This is a genomic window from Helicobacter pylori, from assembly GCF_014496965.1.
Taxonomy (GTDB): domain Bacteria; phylum Campylobacterota; class Campylobacteria; order Campylobacterales; family Helicobacteraceae; genus Helicobacter; species Helicobacter pylori_CZ.
Genome location: NZ_JACTCR010000003.1, coordinates 110062 through 128657, shown reverse-complemented (window position 1 = coordinate 128657; position 18596 = coordinate 110062). Strand labels below are relative to the sequence as shown.

16 protein-coding genes, 1 other RNA gene and 1 pseudogene are annotated in these 18596 nt (G+C 39.6%); 6 read left to right on the top strand and 12 right to left on the bottom strand.

Annotation, left to right across the window (positions count from 1 at the left end):
* Positions 1-162: 162 nt before the first annotated feature.
* From H7O61_RS02305 to H7O61_RS02270, 8 genes are all read right to left on the bottom strand, one after another.
* Complete coding sequence (locus tag H7O61_RS02305) at positions 163-732, bottom strand: outer membrane beta-barrel protein (RefSeq protein ID WP_187875023.1); 570 nt, start codon at positions 730-732, stop codon at positions 163-165.
* On the bottom strand, positions 729-3815 hold the full coding sequence (gene hefC, locus H7O61_RS02300) for an efflux RND transporter permease subunit HefC (RefSeq protein ID WP_187875022.1): 3087 nt from the start codon (positions 3813-3815) through the stop codon (positions 729-731). The genes H7O61_RS02305 and hefC overlap by 4 nt, the downstream gene beginning before the upstream one ends.
* Positions 3816-3827: 12 nt before the next feature.
* Entirely contained in the window at positions 3828-4532 is a 705-nt protein-coding gene (gene hefB, locus H7O61_RS02295; RefSeq protein WP_187875021.1) for an efflux RND transporter periplasmic adaptor subunit HefB, read from the bottom strand.
* A gap of 10 nt (positions 4533-4542) precedes the next feature.
* Positions 4543-5976 (bottom strand): efflux RND transporter outer membrane subunit HefA, encoded by a 1434-nt coding sequence (gene hefA, locus H7O61_RS02290; RefSeq protein ID WP_187875020.1) that lies wholly within the window; start codon positions 5974-5976, stop codon positions 4543-4545.
* Between the two features lie 9 nt (positions 5977-5985).
* On the bottom strand, positions 5986-7005 hold the full coding sequence (hemE, locus tag H7O61_RS02285; protein ID WP_187833644.1) for a uroporphyrinogen decarboxylase: 1020 nt from the start codon (positions 7003-7005) through the stop codon (positions 5986-5988).
* 69 nt (positions 7006-7074) lie between these two features.
* Positions 7075-7692, bottom strand: a complete 618-nt coding sequence (locus H7O61_RS02280; protein WP_187875019.1) for a hypothetical protein — start codon at positions 7690-7692, stop codon at positions 7075-7077.
* Positions 7689-8345 (bottom strand): 3-methyladenine DNA glycosylase, encoded by a 657-nt coding sequence (locus H7O61_RS02275; RefSeq protein WP_079340375.1) that lies wholly within the window; start codon positions 8343-8345, stop codon positions 7689-7691. The genes H7O61_RS02280 and H7O61_RS02275 overlap by 4 nt, the downstream gene beginning before the upstream one ends.
* 128 nt (positions 8346-8473) lie before the next feature.
* Entirely contained in the window at positions 8474-10006 is a 1533-nt protein-coding gene (locus tag H7O61_RS02270) for a flagellin A (protein WP_000885496.1), read from the bottom strand.
* Positions 10007-10170: 164 nt separating this feature from the next.
* On the opposite strand from H7O61_RS02270, the pseudogene H7O61_RS07845 reads away from it, so the two are divergent.
* From H7O61_RS07845 to pbp1a, 6 genes and pseudogenes are all read left to right on the top strand, one after another.
* Positions 10171-10245 (top strand): annotated as a pseudogene (locus H7O61_RS07845) (ABC transporter ATP-binding protein); the annotation flags it as partial.
* A 23-nt stretch (positions 10246-10268) separates the two neighbouring features.
* Positions 10269-10592, top strand: a complete 324-nt coding sequence (locus H7O61_RS02265) for a hypothetical protein (protein ID WP_025448990.1) — start codon at positions 10269-10271, stop codon at positions 10590-10592.
* A gap of 81 nt (positions 10593-10673) precedes the next feature.
* Positions 10674-11267 carry an ATP-binding cassette domain-containing protein gene (locus H7O61_RS02260; RefSeq protein WP_232258573.1) on the top strand — a complete coding sequence of 198 codons (594 nt, stop codon included), beginning with the start codon at positions 10674-10676 and terminating at the stop codon, positions 11265-11267.
* A gap of 72 nt (positions 11268-11339) precedes the next feature.
* Positions 11340-12641, top strand: coding sequence for a chemotaxis chemoreceptor TlpD (tlpD, locus tag H7O61_RS02255; RefSeq protein WP_187875018.1), 1302 nt, complete (start codon positions 11340-11342; stop codon positions 12639-12641).
* 22 nt (positions 12642-12663) lie between these two features.
* Positions 12664-13785, top strand: a complete 1122-nt coding sequence (locus H7O61_RS02250) for an aminotransferase class I/II-fold pyridoxal phosphate-dependent enzyme (protein ID WP_187875017.1) — start codon at positions 12664-12666, stop codon at positions 13783-13785.
* A complete protein-coding gene (gene pbp1a / locus H7O61_RS02245) occupies positions 13785-15764 on the top strand; it encodes a penicillin-binding protein 1A (protein WP_187875016.1) in 1980 nt (659 codons plus the stop codon). Before H7O61_RS02250 ends, pbp1a begins: the two co-directional genes overlap by 1 nt.
* Positions 15765-15766: 2 nt before the next feature.
* Here pbp1a and H7O61_RS02240 read toward each other — a convergent pair whose 3' ends face one another.
* From H7O61_RS02240 to H7O61_RS02225, 4 genes are all read right to left on the bottom strand, one after another.
* Positions 15767-16345, bottom strand: coding sequence for a tumor necrosis factor alpha-inducing protein (locus H7O61_RS02240; protein WP_187875015.1), 579 nt, complete (start codon positions 16343-16345; stop codon positions 15767-15769).
* Positions 16346-16465: 120 nt separating this feature from the next.
* Positions 16466-16785, bottom strand: an RNA gene (gene rnpB / locus H7O61_RS02235) — RNase P RNA component class A.
* 33 nt (positions 16786-16818) lie between these two features.
* The gene (locus tag H7O61_RS02230; protein WP_187875014.1) at positions 16819-18291 is read right to left on the bottom strand and encodes a disulfide bond formation protein B; all 1473 of its coding nucleotides are present in this window, start codon (positions 18289-18291) and stop codon (positions 16819-16821) included.
* A 9-nt stretch (positions 18292-18300) separates the two neighbouring features.
* Entirely contained in the window at positions 18301-18465 is a 165-nt protein-coding gene (locus tag H7O61_RS02225) for a hypothetical protein (RefSeq protein WP_000394803.1), read from the bottom strand.
* Positions 18466-18596: the final 131 nt, after the last annotated feature.

Below are 18596 nucleotides of genomic sequence, written 5' to 3'. Positions count from 1 at the left end.
GTTTTGAACCCTTTTATATTATATAATTACATTTCTTAACGCTATTCACAACGAAATTTTCATTATATTCACTAAAAGAAAACAAAACAAATCCTTTTATATGTTAGTAACCAATCTCATTATAAAAACCATCAGTTAGTTACTTTTTGTAATACATCTCCTTTAAAACGCGTAACTATAAGCCGCATGGATAAAAACGCTCTCTAAAAAATAAGAATTTTTAAAAGAATTTCTAGTGCTTGAAAAAGGGATTTTAGCCCCAAGCTCTATGCGGTGGTGATGAGCAATCGTGCTGCCAAACCCCACATTAAACAAGCCGTTATAACCCATAAACGAACTATTTTGCATGCCTAAATGGTTGCTTTGGTAAAAATACCCTATCCCAAGCCCCCCATATACTCCAAAGCTGTATTTTTTGTAAGTGTAAAAATCGCTCAACACATCTGCATTCAGGCTCAATAAGGAAGTGTTAATCGTGTGCAATGCGGTGGGTTTTATCGCCATAAGGTAGGAAAATTCACCCCTTAGCGCTAGAGCTTTAAAAAAAGCGAATTGATACCCCCCTTTAGCCCCCCATAAAAAAGCCGTATAAGAAGAATCATTAGCGGGTTTTGGGGTTATTTTAATGGGGGCTAAACCCACCATAGCCCCAAAATAAATATGACTTTTTTTAGGCTCAAACGCCCCTAACAAGCCCACCCATAGAGCCAAAATGAAAACAATCTTTTTCATTCTAAAGTTTTTTGGTTTTGATAAAACCGCTTGAGTTTGTCGTCTATGGGAGCGAGCAAACGATAAAACACCGGCACAATGAGTAAGCTTAACACCATAGAAATCATTAAGCCCCCACTCATCGCAATCCCTATAGGGGATTTCATCGCCGCTCCATCCCCACTCGCCAACGCTAAAGGCAGCATGCCACAAACCATCGCAATGGTCGTCATTAAAATCGGTCTTAAACGGGTTTTGCCGGCAAATAAAATGGCTTCTTGAATGTTCAAACCTTTTTTACGCTCTTCATTCGCCACATCAATTAAAAGCGTGGCGTTTTTACCCACCATACCAATGAGCAAGATCAAGCCTATCATAGAGAACATGCTCAAAGGCTGATGGACTAAACCTAGAGCGAAAAACGCCCCTGAAAAGCTTAAAGGCATGGTAACCATGATGATAAAAGGCTCTAAAATGGACTCATACAACGCCGCTAAAATCATATAGATCAACACAAACGCTGTCGCTAAAGCGACTAAAAACTCCCCATTGCTCTCTTTAGCGTTATCCGCTTCTCCGGTGAATCTGTAATTCGCCCCTTCAACCAGCCATTCTTTAGTGTTTTTGCTCACTTGCGTTAAAATCTCACCCAAAGAAACGCCCGCATTCCTATTAGGCTCAGCAAGCACCGTAACGCTGCGTTGGCGGTTATAGCGAGAAATGCTGGACGGGCTTTTAGTTTCTGTGATTTCCACTAAAGCGTCTAAAAACATCAATTTATCGTATTTGTTGCGCACTTGCAAGCGTTTGATGTCTTCTACAGAAACGCGCTTGTCATCAGGCACTCTAATAATCATGTCGTATTCTTTGCCATCTTCTTTGAACACGCTCGCTTGAGAAGTCCCAGAGAAAGCAGAGCTTACCACTGAGCCAATGGTTTGAGCGCTCACGCCGTATTTGTTGGCGTTTTGCCTTAAGATTTTGAGTTGCAATTGCGGTTGCGATTCGCTCGTGCTTGTATGATAGCTTTCAACCTTGCCTTTTAATTCAGGGCTTTCTAATAAGAATTTTCTCAAATTCTCCACGCTTTTATCCACCGCTTCTTGAGAATGGGAAAACACAAAGGTTTGGAAGGGCGAACTATCCCCACCGCCCCCTATAAGAGCAACTTCGGAAAGATTAATAGTATCTAAACCTTTAGCTTCAGGCAAGCTTCTCAACTCTTTCCTTAAAACGCTCATCAACTCAAATTGCCCCAATTGATGCTCTTTTTTACGCTCTTTTAAAGGCTTGAGTTGCACAAAAATCTTAGCTTTAAACGGGTTTTGCGATGTGCCATAACCCACTTGCAGGGTGGTGAATTCCACTTCAGCATGTTTTTCAATCGCTTTTTGAAAGATCTTACTCTTTTGCGTCATGTAATCTATGCTCACGCCCGGTTTAGCCTTAAGCCACACTAAAAACCTCCCCCTATCTTCTTTCAGCATGAAATCCATACCCAATTTAGAAGCCACAAAAAGCGATCCCACAAACACCAAAACCACCGCTATAAAGATAATGAGCTTGTGGTTTAATACCCATTGGAGCAACTTGGTATAACGAGACTCTAAAGCTTTAAAAAAAGGCTCACTCCACACATAAAAACGAGAATGCCTGGGATTGACCACGACTGAGCTTACCATGGGGATAATCGTAACGACCACCACATACGATAGAGCGATCGCTAAAGCCACCGTGATCCCAAAGCTTTGAAAAAAGCGCCCGATAATGCCTTTCATGTTCCCTATAGGCACAAACACAGAGAGCAACATCGCTGAAATCGCCACTAGAGCAAAGCCAATTTCCCTCACCCCCTCATAGCTCGCTTTGCGTTTGCTCATGCCCATTTCTAGCTTTTTATGGATGTTTTCAATCACCACGATCGCATCATCAATGATAATCCCTATCGCTAGCGTTAAAGCCACCATGGTGAGCATGTTTAATGAAAAGCCCATCCATTGAATGAGCGCAAAAGTCCCCATGATAGAAATAGGGATAGAGATCGCTGAAACAAGGGTGATCGTGCCGCTACGCAAGAACGCAAACACCACTAAAACCGCTAAAATCGCCCCTAAGATTAGGTCAAATTTCACGTCTTCAATAGAAGAGCGAATGAAAGCCGTGGTGTCTAAAAAGGGTCTGATTTCATAGCTGGGGCTAATGGCTTGAATGCGTTTTAAAGCTTCATACACCCTATCCACGATTTCAATTTCATTCGCTCCGGCAATCTTTTGGATTTCTAAAATCACACCGGGTTTGTCTTTAAAACTCGCAAAAGTGTTGTCTTCTTCCAAACCGATTTCAATTTTTGCAATATCGCCAAGACGCACATGATTACCCACTTGAATCTTTTCCACATCCGCCACGCTATAACTATTCGCATTCACTAAGATAGACAATTCCCTTTGGCTATTGACAATGCGCCCCCCATCAATTTCCACATTCTCCGCTTTAAGCGTGCTGAAAAGATCCGCATAAGTGAGATTGTATTTATTCATCAAAGTGGGATCGGCATAAATCCTAATCTGGCGCTCCCTAAAGCCGTTAAGCTGCACGCCCCCTACCCCATTGATTTTTTGGAGCATGGGCTTAATGGTGTTTTTAGCGTAGTCATTAAGGGTTGTAGCCGGCACGCTTGAACTGCTCACAAACAATGAAATAATGGCTTGACTATCGGTATCAAATTTATTGACAGAGGGTTTTTTAATGTTGGAATCATCAAAACGCACCGAAGAAATTTTATTGACCACATCGTTTAAGGCTTCTTCATTAGGTTTTTCTAACTCAAATTCAATGACGACGATACTCACATTTTTAGAACTCGTAGAAGTAACCTTTTTGATCCCATCAATCCCCATAACCGCTTCTTCAATCTTATCGGTTACCTTACTCTCTATGATTTCAGCGCTAGCCCCAGGATAAGTCGTAGTAACCACCACCGTAGGCAGATCAATTTTAGGGAAAAGCGCCACGCTCAATTTTTTAAAACCCATAGTCCCAAAAAAGACAATCGCCAAAGCAAACATCAAGGTCGTAATAGGACGATTAATCGCTGTTTTATACATCAAAATACCCTATTATTTCGTTTGGATAAACCCATCGCCAAAAAGCCCCACCGCCATAGGCTTAGACAAAAGGGCTTCAGCGCTCACTTTCCTGGTGTTTTCATCAACCGTGGGGTAAATCTTAGTGATTTTAGCTTCATGCTGATTGGAATCCCCGTCTATAGAATAAGTGTAAGTATCCCCCACTTTGACCGCATTAATGTATTTAGAATCAAATTCAATAACCAATTTCCTAGCATGGCTGACTAATCTCAATAACACCGTGTTATTCGCGCTCACCCCTTCGCCCACTTGAATGTTTTTGCTCGCTATCACGCCATCAAAAGGGGCTCTTAAAATGGTTTTATTCAATACCGCAATAGAATAAGCGTAATCCGATTCCAAGCGCCTGTAAGTAAATTCATAACCCTCTAGAGTGTTTTTATCCACAGCGCCCCCAATTTTGCTGTATCGTTGGTATTGCTTTTTAGCGAAAATGAGTTGTTGCTCGGTAGAATCGCTTTGAGCCTGTTTGTCTTGATTATACAAAAGCAACAAAACATCGCCCTTTTTGACCACGCTCCCCTCAGTAACCTTAATGCTATCCACAATCCCTGTGCTATCCAGTTTGAGTTTGGAGTCTTGCACCGCTTGCACATTGAAAATCGCATACACTCTTTCGCCAGCTTCCATGCTCAAAAAACTCAAAAAAAGTCCTATTAAAATTTTTCGTATCATTTCCACTCCTTTAATGCACATAGTCGTCAATTTTATGCCCGCTGTTGAAAATGTAATTGGCTTTTTGCACTTCATAATTGTTGAGCGCTAAATTGTAAGCCACTTCCGCATCAAAGCGCGTGGTTAAACCCCTTAAATAGGTGGTGAAATCCACTAAATTAGCGTCGTATTTCCTTTTAATATTGGCAAAAGAAAGATTAGCCGCATCCAAACTAGCCTTAGAAGATTCAATCTTAGCTCTGGCAATATCAAGCGACTTTCTGTAAAGCTGTTCGTCTTTTTCTTGCTCTAATTTTTTATACGCTAAATTCTTTTCATTCGCTAATTGGCCTAGCATGATGGATTGTTTTTGCAAGCTCAACCCTATATCATCAAAAATATTCAAAGTCGCAGTAACCCCAGCCGTGTTTTGTTGGCCCGGATAGAAGTTGCCATAACCCCCCAAAGCGTAAGCGGGTTTTTGGATCCAAAAAAGCCATGAGTCAAACACATCTATTTTGGGGTAATAGTTGAGTTGTTTGTTTTGGTATTTGAGCACAGAAATTTGCTCCCTTAAAGAGACTAAATCTTTTCGTTCTCTTAGTTGCAAATTAGGCACATCAATCGTGGTCTTTTTTAAATTTTTCACATTGAGATTAGTGAGATACTCTAAAGTCAAACGGTTTTGCTCCAAAGCGAATTGCATGTCCAAAATATCGTATTCGCTCAAATTCCCTTGCGCTTTTAGGCTTTGCAAATCATCAATGGTCGTTAGCCCTTTGTCATAGAGTTTGGTAACCCTTTTAATGTCCGTTTGGATTTGCTCCAATTTCTTTTGCAAAGCGATCATGCGAGCCAAATTATTAAAATACTCGTAGTATTGTTGCACCACTTGCAAATACACGCTCTGGCGGCTATACTCTAAATTAGCCACAGTGGATCGGTAAGTCGCAGACTTTTCTTTGACATTATTCACATCGCTAAAGCCATTAAACACGTTCAATGTGACTTGAGCTTGGAGTTGTTGCGTGTTATAATGCTTAAAGTTTGGGGTATCCCTGTTTTCATTTTTAAAGTTATAACTCGCGTTCAAAGTGGGCAAAAACATCGCTTTTGCGATGGTGTGGTTTTTCATCGCTTGCTTGACACTGAGTTCTTGCGCTTGCAAACTGAGATTAGTGGTAGCCCCCTTTAGCAATTCATAAAGCCCCAAAGCGGCTTTATCGCTTTTTTCATGGTATTTAGCGATCTCTTGGTTGATCGTGGTCGCTGTTTCTTTAGGCGAGGGTAAAAAACCCGGTGTCGCTTCTAAAGAACTTGTCGGCGGATCAATGAGCTTTAAATTCTTATGGCTATAATTGTTAAGGATTTGCTTGATTTCATCAGGGGTTTTAGAGGGGGTTTGCGCTAGAGTTAGAGTAACACACAAGCCTAATAAGCTCATGCATCTTATAATGGTATTCATAAGTCCCCCCTATCGCCTGGTTTTAGCATGCACTAATTGCACTAAATATTTTGCGTTTTCTCTAGGCAAATCCGGCAACATCCCATGCCCTAAATTGAAAATATGCCCTTGATTGCCCATGATTTTTAAAATCTTTTCAACGCCTTCTTCTAAAGCGTTTTTATCATAAAGGCGGGTGGGCTCTAAATTCCCTTGCAAAACATATTTACCGCCTAAAATCTTTTTTGCCGCTTCTAAAGGCGTGCCCCAATCCACGCCAAACACATCAAATTCCCCATCTATGCTATCCAAATAAGCGCCAATCCCTTTAGGGAAAAGGATAACCGGAATATGCGCATAGCGTTTTTTAAGCTCTTTAGAGATTTTTTTCAAATAATCCCAACTGAATTTCACATACGCTTCTTTTTCTAAAGCGCTAGCCCATGAGTCAAAGATCATCACCGCATTGACCCCTGCTTGGATTTGAAGGCTCAAATACTCTATCAACTCAAGGCTCAATTTTTCTAAAAGCGCTTTTAAAACTTCAGGCTCGCTATAAAGCATTTTCTTGCTTTTGGCATACGATTTGCTCCCCTCGCCTTCTATCATGTAAGTCGCTAAAGTCCAAGGCGATCCACAAAAACCGATTAACGCCTTCTCTTTAGAAAGCTTTTGGCGCGTTTGAGAGATCGTATCATAGACATAATTCAGCTGTTTATAAGCCCCTACTTTCAGGTTTTCCACGCTTTTTAAATCCGTAATCGTCTCTAAAAAATGCGGCCCCTTTTTGGGGATAAACTCCAAATTCAAGCCCATTTCCAAAGGCACTACTAAAATATCGCTAAACAAAATAGCCGCATCCACGCCCAAAATCTCTACCGGCTGTAGGGTAACTTCTGTGGCTAGATCGCTATTTTGACACAATTCCAAGAAGCTCCCCGCTTTTTTACGGCTCTCTTGGTATTCGCTAAGGTAACGCCCCGCTTGCCTCATCATCCAAATGGGCGTGTAAGGCGTTTCCTTTCTAAAACATGCGTCAATGAAAATCATCATAAATCCTTAAAATTTTGTTTAGTGGTTTGTTTTTATACTTTATAGTTAGTTTTTAAAACGAATATTTTACCCTAAAAATCTAGTAAAATCATAAAAAGTGAAAGCGATACCGATAGAATAAATGTTCAATCGTGGCGTGCCAAAGGCTTTAGAGAATTTGCTTTGGATGAAATAAAAAGGAATACCACCCCTTGCTTCTATACTCAAGCCAAAATTTTTAGCCGCATTGAAAAACAAGCCCACACTCCCTACTGCTGATTGGATATTGAATTGATACTTATCAATCTTAGCCCCTAAAATTTGAAGCTGATAGCCTAAAGCGATTTTAGGGATCACCCACCCTTTAAAAAGCCTAACCCCAGCGACTAGCCCAGCGCTCATGAAATACGAATCGCCCATTCCTGCATCCAAATACCCCCCTAATAAAGTTTTCTTTTTTAAAATATACCCTGCTTGAAAGCCTAAAGAAGCGTCATGGTAAATTTTATCCATTAAAATAGGAGGGCGGTTTTTAGGGCGGATAGGGGATCTTTTAGTCGTTTGAGCGTGCTGGTACAGATAGCCGATCTTAAAAGAGCCAAAATATTTTTTAGTAGGCTCTAGGGGTTTGAAAAAATCCCCATCCTTTTTGGCTAACAAAACCCCTTTAAAAAGGCTTAAAATTAAGAAAAATCTAAAAATCAAAGTTTTAATTCCAATTTTTGTTTGGAAAATTCCACGATCTTTCCATGGAATCTCGCATAAAGTTGCGCTAAAGGAATGGTGTTTTCATAAAGCGCTAAGGCGGCATTTAAATTCTCTTGAACGCCTTTTTCAAAAAAATGCTGCAATTCGTCATAATCTTCTATCTCTATGCCTAATTTTTTTAAAAAAAGATAGGTGTATTTATCCACTACCATCACTTCTTTAGCGCACGCATAGCATAAAATTGCATCCGCGCTTTCTTTGCCAATGCCCTTTTGGTCTAAAAGCCACTCCCTAGTTGCTTCTTGTTTAAAATTTTCAAAACTTTGAAAGTCTTTTAAAATATTCTTACTCAAATCAATCAGTCGTTTGGCTTTTTGGTTATAAAACCCGCTAGGGCGGACACACTCTGCAAGCTTTGAAAACTCTATATAAGCGATTTTTTTAAGATTGGTTTCATCATCATTTTCTAAAATGAAGGCGTTTTTTAGATTTTCTAAAGATTTCAAAACGGCTTCAAATTTAGTGTTTTGCGTCAAAACCGCTCCTAATAAAGCTTCAAATTTCAAAGCGTTAGGCCACCACCAAGCAGGGGCGTTTTTCAATAAATCCAAGCTCTTTAAAGCCTTTAAAATCTCAAAACTATCCAACACAATAACCACCTGTAATTAAAGTATAAATAAAGAAATCAAAAAGAGTATTTTATTAAAAAAGAAGTAAAAATTAAAGCGAAAAGCCAACGCTTAAAGCGTTAGCCCCAATACAAACACCTTTCTTAAAACTAAGTTAAAAGCCTTAAGATATTTTGTTGAACGGTGTTAGCTTGACTCATCGCATAGCTGCCTGATTGCGCCAAAATGTTGTTTTTGTTGAAATTCGCGCTCTCTTCAGCGAAATCCACATCCCTAATTTGAGATTCAGCCGCTTTAACATTCACTTGAGTGATGCTGATGTTATTCACGGTGCTAATCATTTGATTTTGCACAGAACCTAAATCAGAGCGGACTTTATCCAACATTTTCATCGCTGATTCGGCAATGTCAATCACCACCATCGCACCTCTTAAGGTTGTAACCCCAGATCCCAAGCTTTGATTACCACTAGCGATGACGGCGTTATAGTTCGCACCACTGGCTGATTTGACATTAGCGTTAAAATTCCCAGTAACATCACGCAAATTCACCGTGGTTTCTGCCACTTGAGATTCCCCAAAACCAATCGCTGTGAAGCCTAAATGTTGCGAGTCAGAAGCCGAAACGACATTGATGCTTTTAGCGTCTAAGCGTGTGAGAGAAAGCCTTCCGTAGTTAGTAGAGCCTTTTGTTAAATCCTGACCGCCGTTAACCATCGTTAAAGCGCTAGGCCCATTACTGACGCTATCGGTTTTGATTTCAATCCCACGGCCATCTATACTGCGCAAATTCAAGCGCCCTTTTTGATCCGTATAAGCTTCTACGCCGGTTTCTGAAGTGACCGCATTGATCGCTGCGACTAACCTTCCGTCTGAGTCGTTTTTCTTAATATCTGCGATATTCCCCAAATGAATCCCATTTAAGGTTAAATTACTCAAACTTCCTGACTGGACCGCCACATCGCTCGTGGTGATAACGCTCGCATAAGCTTTAACCCCTGTTCGGTTAGAATTTTTGTTAATCACTTCTGCTAACACGCCAATCCCTGTGCCTGCTGAACTAGAAACTTTCACGCTCTCTAAAGTTACATCATTCACGCCATCCACTTGTTTGAAAGTCAAGCTAATATCCCCAGAAGCCGTGATTAACGCACCTGTAGCGATACGAACCTGACCGATTTTATCTGAAGTGGTAGAGCCGATAGAAGCCTTAATGCTTTGGTTAGAATAAGCCCCTACTTGGAATTCTTTGTTAGTGAATTGACCAGACAATAACGCTTGCCCATTATAAGTAGTCGTGTTACCGATATTATCCAAACCTTGGATCAAACGAACGATGTCAGATTGAATCGCTTTACGAGATTCCGTAGTTTGCCCATCTTGAGCCGCTTGAGTCGCTTTAACCTTAACGGTGTCTAAGATTTTTAATTGCTCATCCATAGCCTTATCTGCAACTTGGATAATCCCCATGCCGTCATTCGTGTTGGCAATCGCTTGACCCAAACTGCTCGCTTGCGAACGCAAAGAATCCGCCACCGTCATGCCTGATGCGTCATCAGCCGCCTTGTTAATCCTTAAACCTGAACTCAATCTCTCCAATGAAGTTTTAAGCGCGTTTTGAGTGAGTGCGGATTGCACATGCGCATTCATCGCATTGATATTTGTATTGACCTGAAAAGCCATTGTTGTAACTCCTTGTTATAAAAAACCCAAAGGCATCCTTGCTTTTGGTTGAAACTATTATCGGTTAAAGTTTGAAATTTTAAAGGGCTTTATTTTAAAAGCGAAATTTAAAGAGGCGCAAAATTGAGATATAATAGAGAAAATTTACACCCAACCTTTATTGAATACAAACACCAATGGATACCATAAAAAACATTCCATTAAGGACTTTTGTTTTACTCTATAAAAGCTCACCAAAAAGGTATTGAAAAAAGGTATTGAAGTGAAAAAAGCATTATACATAACAAGCAAAATAACTCTTTGGTTATTAGCACTTTTAGGTGTTTATGCTTTAGTGATCTTTGTTATGCTTAAAGCCTATCATCAAGATAAAGGCTATATAATTTTAACATTTGGAGTAACTATAATGACAGAAGAAACCTATGAAGCCTATCTTGATGCGAATATTAAACAATTGGAAGAGATAAGAAATCAAAAGCTTAATAAAGCATTAGAATTGTGCAAACAATCAGGTCTTGTTCTCAGAAAGTTTGACGGAAAAAATTTTTCGTTTGAATGCGATGAACCAAATCGCTCTAAACCCTAACGAAAAGGTAGATCCTTAGAATTTGAATTTTATGCACTAGTCGGCAAGAATGCTAGCGGAAAAACCACGCTGATTAAATTATTGCTAGGGTTTTATATCCCAAATTCAGGTCAAATTATTATCAATAACAAATACTCGTTACAGGATTTAGAGCTAAACAGCTACCACCAACAAATGAGCGCCATATTTCAAGATTTTTCTCTTTATGCTGGGTATAGCATTGATGATAATCTTTTCATGCAAAACAACCCCACAAGAGAGCAATTAAAGCAAAAAAGAGAAATACTAAAATCTTTTGATGAGAATTTTCAAAATTGTCTTAATGATTATAGCAACGCATTATTTGGAACACAGTATAATGGGATAGATTTTTCTCTGGGTCAAAAGCAACGCATAGCTACCATAAGAGCCTTTTTAAAACCAAGTAATTGCATTGTTTTAGATGAGCCAAGCAGCGCCATCGATCCCATTATGGAAAAAGAGTTTTTAGATTTTATTTTTAAAAAATCGCAATCTAAGATGGCTTTAATCATTACACACCGCATGAATAGTGTCAAGCAAGCTGATGAAATTATCGTGTTAGATCAAGGCAAACTAATAGAACAGGGCAACTTTGAAACCCTTATAAAGAAACAGGGCTTATTTTCTGAATTATATTTGAAGCAACAATACTAGCGAGCGCTTAAAATGTTTGGTAATTTTGGGTATAATCTCAAAAGATTCAAATTTAAATAAGGAATGGCCATAATGTTTGGGAATAAGCAGTTACAGCTTCAAATCAGTCAAAAAGATTCTGAGATTGCGGAGTTAAAAAAGGAAGTCAATCTCTATCAAAGCCTTTTAAATTTGTGCTTGCATGAGGGTTTTGTAGGTATTAAAAACAATAAAGTCGTTTTTAAAAGCGGGAATCTTGCAGGCTTAAGCAATCTAGAAGAGCAAAGCGTTCATTTTAAAGAAAATGCAGAGAGCGTTAATTTACAAGGCGTTTCTTATTCTTTGAAAAGCCAAAATATTGATGGCGTGCAGTATTTTTCATTGGCTAAAAAAACAGGTTGTGTGGGGGAATACCATAAAAATGATTTGTTTAAGGCTTTTTGCACAAGCTTAAAAGAGGGCTTAGAGAACGCGCAAGAAAGCATGCAGTATTTCCATCAAGAAACAGGCTTGCTCTTGAATGCGGCTAAAAATGGCGAAGAGCATTCTAATGAAGGATTAATAACCGTTAATAAAACGGGTCAAGACATTGAATCGCTTTATGAAAAGATGCAAAACGCCACTTCGTTAGCGGACTCCCTAAACCAACGGAGCAATGAAATCACTCAAGTCATTTCTTTGATTGATGATATTGCAGAACAAACCAATCTCTTAGCCCTAAACGCCGCTATTGAGGCCGCACGAGCGGGCGAGCATGGGAGAGGGTTTGCGGTGGTGGCTGATGAGGTGAGAAAACTCGCTGAAAAAACCCAAAAAGCCACTAAAGAAATCGCTGTCGTGGTTAAAAGCATGCAACAAGAAGCGAACGATATTCAAACCAACACCCACGATATTAATTCTATTGTAGGCTCTATTAAGGGCGATGTGGAAGAGCTTAAATCCACCGTGAAAAATAACATGATTGTCGCGCAAGCCGCAAAATACACCATCTACAATATCAATAACCGGGTGTTTTGCGGTCTAGCTAAACTGGATCATGTGGTCTTTAAAAACAATCTTTATGGCATGGTCTTTGGTCTCAACTCCTTTGACATTACCAGCCATAAGAATTGCCGCTTAGGCAAATGGTATTATGAGGGCGCAGGCAAAGAGAATTTTTCTAACACTTCAGGCTATAGAGCTTTAGAAAGCCACCATGCGAGCGTGCATGCTGAAGCTAATGATTTGGTTAAAGCCGTTCAAGAAGATCACGTTACCGATTCAAAATACCTAGAACATAAAGTGCATTTAATGGAAGATAGCGCTAAGCATGTCAAAGAAAATATTGATAAGATGTTTTATGAAAAACAAGATGAACTCAATAAAATCATTGAAAAAATTCAAAAAGGCGAATGATCTCATTCAATGAAGCGTTTTGATGTTTTCTAAATCCTTAGAAGCCTTACACCATGTTAAACGATACCGCAGAAGAGAGTTGTTTGACCCTTTATTAAGGGATTACGCTTCTAACGATTATTTGGGTTTGAGCGTTAAAAAAGATTTGCTTAAAAACGCCTTTGATAAGCTCCAATCCTTTGATTGCCACTCCCCCAAGGCTTCCATGCTAGTCAATGGCTACCACCCTTTGCATGCAGAATTAGAAAATCAATTAGCGGATTTGTTAGAATTTGAAAGCGTTCTTTTAGTGGGGAGTGGTTTTTTGGGTAATCTGGCTTTAATAGACACCCTTTTAGTCAAAAACGCTCTCTTATTCATGGACGCACACTACCATGCGAGCGGGATTTTTAGCACTAAGATTAAACCTAATCAAGTGATCTTTTTCTCGCACAATGATATTAAAGATTTGAAACAAAAACTCTTTAACGCTCCTAAAAACAAGCTCAAATTCATAGCCATTGAGGGGGTTTATTCTATGGATGCGAGCGTCGCCCCTTATGATTTTTATGAAATAATTCAAGAAATCCCTAACGCTTTTTTAATCGTAGATGAAGCCCATAGTTTTGGGACTATCGGCGAGAATTTGTTGGGTTTTTTAGAATATTATCGCATCAAAGAAAAAGACAAAATCATTAAGCTCAGCACTTTTTCTAAAGCGCTTGCGAGCTATGGGGCGTGTGTTTTAGCCCCTTTACAAGTCATAGAGTTTTTAACTAATCGCGCTAAAAGCGTGATTTATACTACCGCTTTAAGCCTGTTAGACACCGCTTTAACTTTAGCCCATTTAGAATACTTTATCGCGCAAAAACAGGAATTAAAAAATGAGCTTAGCAAACACCAACAGATTATTTTTGAAACCTTAGGTATTAGAACGCTCGCAGGATTTTTTACTCTAGAATTTGAAAACAATCCCGCTCTTTTAAACGCTCATCATTTTTTGAAAGAAAAAGGGTTTTTAGTGGGAGCTATCCGCCCTCCTACGGTTTCTAAACCGCTTTTACGAGTCTCTTTGTCCCTCAAAAACAGCTTAGAAGACACTAAAGAGCTTGCAAACACCCTTTTAGATTATTCTAAAATACAATCTTCTTTTAAGAGTGGTTAATGCTAAAAAAGATTTTTTATGGTTTTATCGTTTTATTTTTGATTATCATAGGGTTATTGGCCATTCTTATCGCTCAAGTTTGGGTAACTACGGATAAGGATATTGCTAAAATCAAAGATTATCGCCCGGGCGTCGCTTCACAGATTTTAGACCGAAAAGGGCGTTTGATCGCTAATATTTATGATAAGGAATTTCGTTTTTATGCGCGTTTTGAAGAAATCCCCCCACGATTTGTTGAAAGCCTTCTAGCGGTAGAAGACACCCTCTTTTTTGAGCATGGGGGGATCAATTTAGACGCTATCATGCGCGCTATGATTAAAAACGCTAAAAGCGGTCGTTACACCGAGGGGGGTAGCACCCTAACCCAACAACTCGTTAAAAACATGGTGCTCACACGAGAAAAAACCCTAACCAGAAAACTCAAAGAAGCTATCATTTCCATACGCATTGAAAAAGTCTTAAGCAAAGAAGAAATTTTAGAGCGCTATTTGAACCAAACTTTTTTTGGGCATGGGTATTATGGCGTGAAAACCGCAAGCTTAGGGTATTTTAAAAAACCCCTTGACAAACTCACGCTTAAAGAAATCGCCATGTTAGTCGCCTTACCCAGAGCTCCGAGTTTTTATGACCCTACCAAAAATTTAGAATTTTCACTCTCTAGGGCTAATGATATTTTAAGGCGGTTGTATTCTTTAGGCTGGATTTCTTCTAACGAGCTTAAAGGCGCTCTCAATGAAGTGCCAATCGTTTATAACCAAACTTCCACGCAAAACATCGCCCCCTATGTCGTGGATGAAGTGTTGAAGCAATTGGATCAATTAGACGGGTTAAAAACTCAAGGCTATACCATAAAACTCACGATAGATTTGGATTACCAACGCTTAGCGTTAGAGTCTTTGCGTTTTGGGCATCAAAAAATCTTAGAAAAAATCGCTAAAGAGAAGCCAAAAACTAACGCCTCTAATGAAGATGAAGACAATTTGAACGCAAGCATGATAGTTACAGAAACTAGCACCGGTAAGATTTTAGCCTTAGCGGGGGGGATTGATTATAAAAAAAGCGCTTTCAATCGCGCCACGCAAGCCAAACGGCAATTTGGGAGCGCGATCAAGCCTTTTGTGTATCAAATCGCTTTTGATAATGGCTATTCCACGACTTCTAAAATCCCTGATACCGCGCGGAATTTTGAAAATGGCAATTATAGTAAAAACAGCGCACAAAACCACGCATGGCACCCTAGCAATTATACTCGCAAATTTTTAGGGCTTGTAACCTTGCAAGAAGCCTTGAGCCATTCGTTAAATCTAGCCACGATCAATTTAAGCGATCAGCTTGGCTTTGAAAAAATTTATCAATCTTTAAGCGATATGGGGTTTAAAAACCTCCCTAAAGATTTGTCTATTGTGTTAGGGAGCTTTGCTATCTCACCCATTGATGCGGCTGAAAAGTATTCTCTATTTTCTAATTACGGCACCATGCTCAAACCCATGCTCATTGAAAGCATCACCAACCAACAAAACGAAGTCAAAACTTTCACTCCCATTGAAACCAAAAAGATCACTTCCAAAGAACAAGCTTTTTTAACCCTTTCAGCGCTGATGGATGCGGTAGAAAACGGCACAGGGAGTTTGGCTCGCATTAAAGGTTTAGAAATCGCCGGTAAAACCGGGACTTCTAACAACAATATTGACGCTTGGTTCATTGGCTTTACCCCCACCTTACAAAGCGTGATCTGGTTTGGGAGAGACGATAACACGCCTATTAGTAAAGGAGCGACAGGAGGCGTTGTGAGCGCGCCTGTGTATTCGTATTTCATGCGTAACATCTTAGCGATTGAACCTTCTTTAAAAAGAAAGTTTGATGTCCCCAAAGGATTGCGTAAAGAAATCGTAGATAAAATCCCCTACTATTCAACCCCTAATTCCATCACCCCCACCCCCCAAAAAACAGACGATAGCGAAGAACGCTTGTTGTTCTAAGCCTACATGGCTATAGGGACTTTAACGTCTCCGTAATTGACAGAATCTTTAAAGATTTCTTCCACTTTAGCCACAAGGATACTCACCGCTTGATTGTCTAAGGACATTTTATGCAACCCTTCGCTCAAAGCGTCCTTATCAAAACCACGCGCACGCACTAACGCAAACACTTCCTCATTGTTAGGATTGATATAAATCCCTAAACGATCCACATTCATCAAGCTGTCAAAAATGGGCTTTGTCATTTGGATGAACATCTCATTAGTGATCTTTTGCTTGATGCGATTGGATTTGGAAAGGTAAGCCTCTTTGAGTTTATGCACGATATTTTGCGCCACTCTTATTGTCGCTCTTTTGGTAGCGATTTTTTCTATTTCTTCAGTTGTCTTACCATCCACAATGTGCGAGCTATCCACCCCTTGCGTGAGATACTGGCTGCGATTTTGCAACATCCAATAAGGCACATCTTGTAAAAAAGAATTTCTTTGTGAAGTGTTTGGGCAAGTGCAAGCTTGCAACATCAAAACACCCAATCCGCATAAAAACAATTGCTTGCTTTTTAAAAAAGATTTTTCCAACACGCTATCCCCTTTGATTTTGATTTTACAGAGTGTAACACAAATCTTTAAGGTTTTAAGCAATAATTGGGTAAAAAATAAAAAAATAAGATAATTAAAACTTTGTTAAAGAAACCAACACGCAGTCAAGCATTAGAATAAGCCGGGTTCTGTCAATGGATGGCCATTTATCTGGGAAATATTTTGCAATATTCCTCAAGCGAAGCGTGTATCAATTTAGACTTACCATGCACTTCTTGCTACAAATTGGGTTTGCCCAAACAAGCTAAATCGCTTTAGCTTTGGTGGGCTCTTACCCCACCCTTTCACCCTTACCTTAAAAAGGCGGTTTGCTTTCTGTGGCACTTTCCCTTAGCTTGCGCTAGCCATCCGTTAGATGGAATTTTGTCTAATGTAGCCCGGACTTTCCTCTATTCTAAAATAGCGACCATCTTCTAATGCGTTAATATATTAGAAAAAAGTAGCTTTAAAAGAGTTTAAAAATTAAGGGTGTAGAGAATATTTTTATGATTCTCATAGCTCACAAGGATAAGTTCATTATCCCTAAACCCACAAGCGCTGATATTTTTAATCTCTTTTGGCAAGCCATAAACTTCAAGGATCTCTTCTTTTGTGGGGTCTATGACTAAAAGCGTGTTAAATTCCTTACTGAACGCATAAAGTTGATTATCCTTTAAAGCTAACGTGCTGATAACTAACTCGCCCAGTTTCCTTTTTTCTTTAAGTTTGGCATTACCTAGTTCAAGCAAGAACTCCCCATGCACCTGTTTGTCGCTATTGAGCATGGAGATAATCATCAAATCCTTATAGCGTTTGTTAGGAGCGGTGATCAAATAAGTGAATTTAGCCCCTCTTCTTGCGGCGCTAACATAGTAGTTTTTCGCCCTAGAAGTCTTTAAGCGGCTGCGTTCCACTTCGTCAAAAGAGTTGGCCCCTTCTAAAAAATAAGGGAAGTTTTTAAGCGCGTTGGCGTTTTTGTTAGGAGTGATTTCTACGCTTGTTTTATTATTGCCCATGATCACAATGTTTTCATCTTCGTTAAAATCCGCCCCCACGAACGCCCCCACCGTCGCGCTATAATAGCTATCCAACACCATATGGCTATGAATGGTTTTCAAATCGTTACTTACAAGATAAAGCCCTTGGTTTTCTGTGGTAAGGATCGCCTTGTCTTCATTGAAACTCAAATCCGTGATCGCTCCATTCAATTTTAAGGGAAGCTCTTCTTTTTTCCCAATCTTTAAAATTTTAGCGATTTTTAAAGGCGAGTGTTCATAATCATTGTCTTTAGGCAAAGCGCTCAATTTCAAAGGCTCGCCCACATCTCTTCTGCCCAAAACGCTTCTTGGGAATTTCAAATGATCCCAATTCTCCATAGACCAGACCGATTCTTTCAAATTCCACGAAAACCGCACCGGATCGCTTTGCCCTATGTAAGGGAAAGGCCCGGTAGAAACAAACGCCTGTATTGCATTAGAACCCACCACCATAAAGAAAACATAAAAAGCGCTTTTTTGGAGCGTGTTTAACAAACGATCTTTAAAAGGTTGGGCATTAGGGGCAAAAAAGAGCAAAACCGCTAAAAGCGCCACCACGCTAAAAAAGACAAAGAGCGCCCAAAACTGCGTGTGCAAGCCCAAAATAGCGAGTGCGAATCCCTGCCCCACATCTTCTAAAGCATGGCTACCGGTATGATAAAAGCTCTCATACAGCCCGCTACTAGCCATGAGTAGCAGCAAGGCAATGTATTTAGGCTTAAACCTAAAACGCACCACCAAAAGCGCCACCGCCCCTATTAAAATCATGTTGATGCGTTGCGCCCAGCAAAAAATACAAGGCGAATCTTTCAAAACATAGCCAAAATAAAAATTCGCCAAACCCACAGGAAAGATTAAAATCCCTAAAATTGCCAAAGAAAAAAGATTATAAAATCGGGTTTCTTTATTCATGCATCCCCCTTATAGATTCATGTTAGGCAAAACGCTAGAGCTGTGGGCTATAAAAATAATAAGCTCCACCAACCACACCACAATCAAAATCCCAAACGCCCAATTTTCTTTTTCAGGCTTTTTAAACGCTATCAAAATAGCGGCCAGACTTAAAATCAGTCCTAAAAACTCCATGCCGTTCCTTAAAATTTTCGTAGGATTATACTCAAAAACAAACTATTTAATAAATAAAAAAATTATCTAGTGGATAACTTTTGAGAGAGAGTTATTTAAGGGAGTTTAAGAAAGAAAGCTCTAGTTACCAA